A 6,159-nucleotide genomic window follows, 5' to 3' on the forward strand; every position below is an offset into this window, starting at 1 on the left:
TAAATTTGATACACCATTAGAAATGATGGACAAAATTTTGTTTAACACAGAAGTTGCGTTTATTACTTGAATCTAGCGAGTAAAACTTATATTAAACTGACAGATCCACTCTCAAAACTACGTTCAACTGTGAATTAGGAGTAGTAAACGACGTTGCAGCTTTATAGATTACTACAGCTTTTACTAATTTTAAAGATTATAGAACATAATTTAAAAAGAATTAATTAGTTTAGGAACGTATAATAGTAACTTTATGAATAAACAATCTTTAAAACTTTGATCCCTAGGATAGAAGAAAACTTACTAGAAGATAGAATTTTAGTTTCTTTTATCTTCTGCGATAAAGAGATACCTTGATAAAATTAAATAAAAACAAACCTCAAAAAAGTTAAAACCAATGGTTATGAAAAAAATAGTAGTTCCTGTAGATTTTTCTGAACATTCTGAATATGCGATGCAAGTAGCAGCAAATATAGCGAAAAAACATAATGCCGAAATTATTGCTGTACATATGCTGGGTCTTAGCGATAATATGATCAACCGAGATGAAGCCAAGCAAACGCAAGAAGCAATGTTCTATATGAGGTTGGCCGAAAAGCGATTTGGCGAATTTTTAAATAAAGATTATTTAGAAGGAGTTAAAGTAACGGATACCGTACATGATTATAAAGTTTTTACGGAACTAAACCAAGTAGCACTTGATTTTGGTGCAGATTTAATCATTATGGGTTCTCACGGAAGCTCTGGTTTAAAAGAGGTTTTTGTAGGAAGTAATACGGAAAAAGTAGTGCGCACCTCTGAAATTCCTGTATTGGTTATCAAAGGTCGTCATGAAAATTTTACTTTTAAATCAGGAATTTTTGCTTGTGACTTTTTGAAAAATTCGGTGGTTCCTTACCAAAAAGCAAAGAGGATGTTTGATACCTTAGAGATTCAAATGCAAATGCTCTACATAAATCTTTCTGGAGATTTCCAAAGTACACGTGAAATTGAAAAACGAATTCTTGACTTTTTAAAAATGGCAGGAGAAGAAAATCCGTTGGAATACGTAGATAAAGTAATTCAATATAACGATTACTCTGTAGAAGCTGGGATTTTTGCCTATAGCGAAGAAAGTGAAGCAGATATTATTGCGTTACCTACTCAAGGTCGTCGTGGCTTGGCTCACTTCTTTTCAGGAAGTATTGGTGAAGATGTGGTAAACCATTCTAAACTACCAGTGATTACTTTTAAGGTGTAATAAAAATAGAGTTTTTAGGCTTTTTAAAAAAATAAGCTGAAGCTTTAAATTCACATCTATTTTAAAACCGAAACTGACCGTATAGTTAGTTTCGGTTTTTTTCTATTATTTTTAAGTTTTGGAAGTTGGAAATCAAGTTTAAAAAGCTAAAATTCTTGATTTAGTCGTTTAAACTACAGTATTTAAGGCTATCTCAATCATTTTAGAAAAACTGCTTTCTCGCTCCTCGGTAGTGGTAGCTTCTCCGGTGACTAAAGAATCTGAAATGGTTAAAATCGTCAATGCTTTTACTTTAAATTTTGCAGCGATGCTATAAAGTCCGGCGGCTTCCATCTCCACGCAAAGCACGCCATAATCTGCCCATTTTTTATAATCTTCAGGACCCTCTTCATAAAATTGGTCGTTAGAAAGAACGTTTCCTGCTTTGATGGGAATATCATTTTCTTTGGCATAGCGCGCAGCTTTCATGAATAAATCAAAATCTGCGGTAGGGGAAAAATTATGATTCTCAAAATGGCTATTATTTATAGCCGACGTAGAAGATGCAGCCATCGCAATCACAATATCACGCAGGTGGATGTTTTTTTGATAACTTCCAGCCGAACCAACCCGAATTAAATTTTTTACGCCATAATCCTTAATGAGTTCATGGCAATAAATCAAGGCTGAAGGAATCCCCATTCCTGTGCCTTGTACCGAAATTCGTTTTCCTTGAAAAGTCCCGGTATATCCCAACATTCCGCGAACTTCGTTATAGCATGTTGCGTTTTCGAGAAAAGTTTCTGCAATCCATTTGGCACGTAATGGATCTCCAGGAAGAAGAACCGATTCGGCGATCTCACCGGGTTGAGCTTTAATATGTGTACTCATCTGTATTTTTTTTGTTTGCGGAAGTCACGATGTCAATCCCCGAAGAGGTCCCGATTCGGCTAACGCCCAAATTTATATATTTTACTGCGGTTTGCGTATCTCTAATTCCGCCAGAGGCTTTTATTTTTAAAGTATCACCCACTTCTTCATGCATGATCTTTACGTGATGCGCTGTGGTGCCAGCAGTTCCAAAACCGGTAGAGGTTTTTACAAAATCTGCGCCGGCACGCTTGGCGATTTGGCATGCCATTCTTATTTCATCATCACTTAGATAACAAGTTTCAAGAATCACTTTTAAAGTATGCTCTCCAATGGTTTTTTTGATGACTGCAATCTCTTCTTCCACTAAAGCATATCTCTTTGCTTTAAGCCATCCCACGTTAAGCACCATATCAATTTCACTGGCACCCTCTTTTATACCGCTATGAGCTTCATAGATTTTGACTTGCGAGCTATTTGCTCCCAACGGAAAACCAACCACTGCAGCTACTTTTACGTCGCAGTCTTTTAACTCGTTTGCAGCCAATTTAACGTGACAAGTGTTAACACAAACCGCAAAAAAATCATACTCTTTGGCTTCGTCACAAAGTTTTATGATGTCTTTAGGCGTTGCGATTGCTTTTAGTTGAGTGTGATCTATATAGGTGTTTAACTTCATTGCTTTTGATGTTGCTGGATGATAGAAATCAAATCGTTTTTCTGTAAAACTCCGCTTTCTCTCCAAAGTTGTTTTCCTCCTTGAAAGAGAATCATTGTAGGCACCCCACGCACTTGGTATTGTGATGCCAGGGCTTGGTTTTTATCTACGTCTATTTTTAAAATTTTTACCTGCTCACCCAATTCAGCTTTTACTTCTTTAAGAATAGGAGCCAGCGATTTACATGGTCCGCACCATTCAGCGAAGAAATCGACTAATACTGGGGTTTCAGAACTTATCAGGTCTTTAAAATTATTTTTCATAGGTTACCATTTAATATTACTTCAATTAATAACTAAGCGTTTTAGTTTCTTAATTATACCAATTATACCTCAAAATGAGCTATATAATTGAACATATTTCGCCAATTTCTGCGTTAAAAATACTCGGTATAGCTAAGGCTATGACTGCGCTTTTTGCCTTGAGCTTGAAAAAATATGTTTCCAAATCCAATGGCTAATTTTAAAATATAATTGGTATTATAGGTATAAAGCTAAGAAATTTTCAGGTTAGATTTATAATAAAAACAATTTGTATATGAGCTTTCATTCCTGAAATTAGTTTTTGTCACTCCCGAAGATTCCGGAGAACGCCAGCCCGAAAGAATTCATTCTGGCGGGGAGTCGAAAGATAAAAAAAAAGCGTCACGACGTGATATAGGAAACATTATTTGACTACACCGGACATTAAAGAGATATGCGAAAATCAATTTGATTAACCCGTATATGCCTAATCAGAATTCTATTTCACGCAAAGCGCGCAAAGAAGAAAAAGCAAAGTAATCTAAGATAAAAATAGAATTTATGAAAAAAGGAGTGAGCTTAATCGAACTGAAAGATTTTTTTTAGCTTTTGATTGGCATCTTTTACAATTTGAGGCGCATTAAAGCGGTACCCCACTAAGAAAGAGATAGATCTAATGGTATCGTCGCCCACCACATTGGCATCGTTGTTTTGTTTTTGTAGCGTTCCTTTAGTGATGATTCCTGCATAAAAATCTTTGGTATTATAACCTAATGACAAATCTACAGAGCTCGTGGTGAGCAAGGAAGTAACGCTGCGATCACTATCTATGGTTTGGGTTAGTCCCAGTCCCAGAGAAATTCCTCCCGAAACTAAAAAATGCTCGTCAATCACCCAATTGTAATGATAAGCGGGAGCAAAAGCGACATTGATAAACCTTGCTTTGGTATTGTAATTTGCTTCTCTGGTTTGTTGCAACGAGCTGTAGTAATATAGCAACGAAGGAATAAAACTTCCTGCGCTTTGCAGTTGTCGTTCGTTTTCAAAGTTCTTGGCTTTATAAGAGAAATTAGGATTAAAATTAAAGGAAGTGCTTCCTCCAATTTTAAAGGTTTTTAAATTCTTCAGGTAGATGGAAGGATCGTTTAAAAGCTCTAAGGTCATTCCTTTTTGGTAGTACATATCTAAATGCTGTATCCAACCTCCTAGAAATAAATCGGTAGAAAAGGCGACGAGTTTAGAGTTTTTGTTATCCTTATTTTCGGCTAAAAATCCGGGTGCAAAGCCAAAACTAATCGCTAAGATATCGTAGTTGGCAGAAATGCCTAAGGAGGTTTTTCTATTGGGCGTTAAGCGGATTCGCTTATCCACACTTTCATCATACAATTCAAAATCGTTAGATCTATTTAAGGTAAAGATTTTGGCAGATAATTTATCGGAATAACGCTCATAATAGGCTTGCTCTACAATACTATCTTGCTGGGCAAAACAAAAATGACCTAAAAGCAAAAAGAGCAGGATGAAAAATTTATTCATATAAAAGAGGGGAGAGGGTTTTGCTGTATTTTTTAGTAGCGGGTAATGTGAAAAGTGGGTCGGTTAGACCTTCGATTGTAGGAATTATTTCTATAATACGGAGTGAAATAAAACGGACGTTCTTGACTTTCGTACACCTCATTTCTTATGCCGCCATCGGGCGTAGTTCCATTATAGTTAAAATCGGTATTGGTTTGTCTGTCAAAATTAAACCGATCTACAAAAATTTTTATATTAGAGTTAATCTGAGCCACTTGCTTGTCTGGAAATTCATATTGCTCTGCGGCCAATCGTTTTTGGCGTTCTTTTGCCCAAGCCATTCCCTGCATATCAATGGTTTTTTTTACATCTTCCCCATACACATCTCTTTGCGGAATACTAAATTCTCTTTTCTTAATCTGCATTCCGTAGAAATGCGTCAAAGAAGTAGCGTTTCTTAAGGAGATAAAATTATCGAATCCATTGTTAGGGGAGGAGAAGGTATTAGATCTAGAAAATTCTTGCGCTTTCGCGGAAGAAAAACCGATCAATAGTAACATAAATAAAATCTTTTTCATACCAAATAATATACTCTTTAAACAGCAAATATGGTGCTAAAGTATCTTAAATTAAAAAAGTTTTCAAGGAATTCAAAACACAACTTTTCTAATTGACTTCAGGAAAGGATTTAATAAAATAATTGGTTTTTTGATTTATCAAAATACCGCTGGGATAGTTGATGTTGGGGTAAAAAGTTTCGGAGTATATATTTTCTTTAGAAGACTGAAGATTAGAATATTGATTTATTTTTAGCATCTTCCGTAAACTCATCCCTTTCGGCTTTAAAAAATCTCGGTCAAAACTAAACGCGTAATCTTTTTCGGAGTGTATATTTTGAAGAAATCGGGAAAGTTTTGGAGTAGCATCTTGCTCAACCGTGTCTTGAGAGCTTAACATCTTATTTTTTTCTTGTCCCCAACTGCTGAAGGCAAAAAGACAAGTAAATACGATATAGAGGAGTGATTTTTTCATGCTTAAAGATACTTCTTTTTTACATGGAAAGCAATAAAGATTATATTCCAAAAGAAACATCTTTAAAAATATTCACTTCTATTAATGGATAAGGCTGACAACTTAAATTACTACGATAAATGGCGTGATTGGGATAATTTCGATTAGGATCTAACCGCTTCAGAAGCTGAATTTCTCTAGTATCTCTATGAATAGAGAAGTGATTCCATTGGGAAGTAGAGTTAATCTGTTTTGCGGTGAAACCAAAATCCATTTCAATGCTTTCTTTTTTAGATGCTTCTGCTAACATAGAAAAGCTAGATTTATTATTTTGAGTTGAAAATTCTTCCGTAAAGCTTTCCCAGCCAAAGGAGATGATTTCATTCTCAATAGGTTGCGGTGGAATTAAATCTTGAGCAATTCCGGTAAACGGAAATCCAATCAACATAAAAACTATATATTGTAGGGGAATTAACTTCATAACTTTATAGAACAAGCGCTTTAATAGAGCTAGATTCAAGTAATAAACGCAACTTCTGTGTTAAACAAAATTTTGTCCATCATTTCTAATGGTGTATCAAATT

The 6,159-nt window shown here is 35.3% G+C and carries 8 protein-coding genes; 1 reads left to right on the top strand and 7 read right to left on the bottom strand.

The features are described from left to right. Window positions 1-403 precede the first annotated feature (403 nt). A complete protein-coding gene (locus RBU60_RS13895) occupies window positions 404-1,240 on the top strand; it encodes a universal stress protein (protein WP_308865668.1) in 837 nt (278 codons plus the stop codon). 168 nt (window positions 1,241-1,408) lie between these two features. On the opposite strand, the gene deoD is transcribed toward RBU60_RS13895, so the two are convergent. The 7 genes from deoD to RBU60_RS13930 all read right to left on the bottom strand — a co-directional run bounded on the left by deoD (window position 1,409) and on the right by RBU60_RS13930 (window position 6,056). Next, window positions 1,409-2,110, bottom strand: a complete 702-nt coding sequence (deoD, locus tag RBU60_RS13900) for a purine-nucleoside phosphorylase (RefSeq protein WP_308865669.1) — start codon at window positions 2,108-2,110, stop codon at window positions 1,409-1,411. Beyond that, window positions 2,094-2,768 (bottom strand): deoxyribose-phosphate aldolase, encoded by a 675-nt coding sequence (gene deoC, locus RBU60_RS13905; protein ID WP_308865670.1) that lies wholly within the window; start codon window positions 2,766-2,768, stop codon window positions 2,094-2,096. The genes deoD and deoC overlap by 17 nt, the downstream gene beginning before the upstream one ends. After that, entirely contained in the window at window positions 2,765-3,070 is a 306-nt protein-coding gene (trxA, locus tag RBU60_RS13910; RefSeq protein ID WP_308865671.1) for a thioredoxin, read from the bottom strand. Before trxA ends, deoC begins: the two co-directional genes overlap by 4 nt. Window positions 3,071-3,628: 558 nt before the next feature. After that, entirely contained in the window at window positions 3,629-4,585 is a 957-nt protein-coding gene (locus RBU60_RS13915) for a DUF4421 family protein (protein WP_308865672.1), read from the bottom strand. A 32-nt stretch (window positions 4,586-4,617) separates the two neighbouring features. Further along, complete coding sequence (locus RBU60_RS13920) at window positions 4,618-5,124, bottom strand: hypothetical protein (RefSeq protein ID WP_308865673.1); 507 nt, start codon at window positions 5,122-5,124, stop codon at window positions 4,618-4,620. 106 nt (window positions 5,125-5,230) lie between these two features. Beyond that, window positions 5,231-5,596: a hypothetical protein gene (locus RBU60_RS13925; protein WP_308865674.1), complete on the bottom strand. Its 366-nt coding sequence runs from the start codon at window positions 5,594-5,596 to the stop codon at window positions 5,231-5,233. A 40-nt stretch (window positions 5,597-5,636) separates the two neighbouring features. Continuing rightward, a complete protein-coding gene (locus tag RBU60_RS13930) occupies window positions 5,637-6,056 on the bottom strand; it encodes a hypothetical protein (RefSeq protein ID WP_308865675.1) in 420 nt (139 codons plus the stop codon). Window positions 6,057-6,159: the final 103 nt, after the last annotated feature.

It is taken from the genome of Mesonia profundi (assembly GCF_031085155.1).
In the GTDB taxonomy this organism is placed as follows: domain Bacteria; phylum Bacteroidota; class Bacteroidia; order Flavobacteriales; family Flavobacteriaceae; genus Mesonia; species Mesonia profundi.

Bases quoted from the DNA above. Each gene is read 5' to 3' on its own strand.
- RBU60_RS13895 (WP_308865668.1), top strand. From the start codon at position 404: ATGAAAAAAATAGTAGTTCCTGTAGATTTTTCTGAACATTCTGAATAT.
- deoD (WP_308865669.1), bottom strand. From the start codon at position 2,110: ATGAGTACACATATTAAAGCTCAACCCGGTGAGATCGCCGAATCGGTT.
- deoC (WP_308865670.1), bottom strand. From the start codon at position 2,768: ATGAAGTTAAACACCTATATAGATCACACTCAACTAAAAGCAATCGCA.
- trxA (WP_308865671.1), bottom strand. From the start codon at position 3,070: ATGAAAAATAATTTTAAAGACCTGATAAGTTCTGAAACCCCAGTATTA.
- RBU60_RS13915 (WP_308865672.1), bottom strand. From the start codon at position 4,585: ATGAATAAATTTTTCATCCTGCTCTTTTTGCTTTTAGGTCATTTTTGT.
- RBU60_RS13920 (WP_308865673.1), bottom strand. From the start codon at position 5,124: ATGTTACTATTGATCGGTTTTTCTTCCGCGAAAGCGCAAGAATTTTCT.
- RBU60_RS13925 (WP_308865674.1), bottom strand. From the start codon at position 5,596: ATGAAAAAATCACTCCTCTATATCGTATTTACTTGTCTTTTTGCCTTC.
- RBU60_RS13930 (WP_308865675.1), bottom strand. From the start codon at position 6,056: ATGAAGTTAATTCCCCTACAATATATAGTTTTTATGTTGATTGGATTT.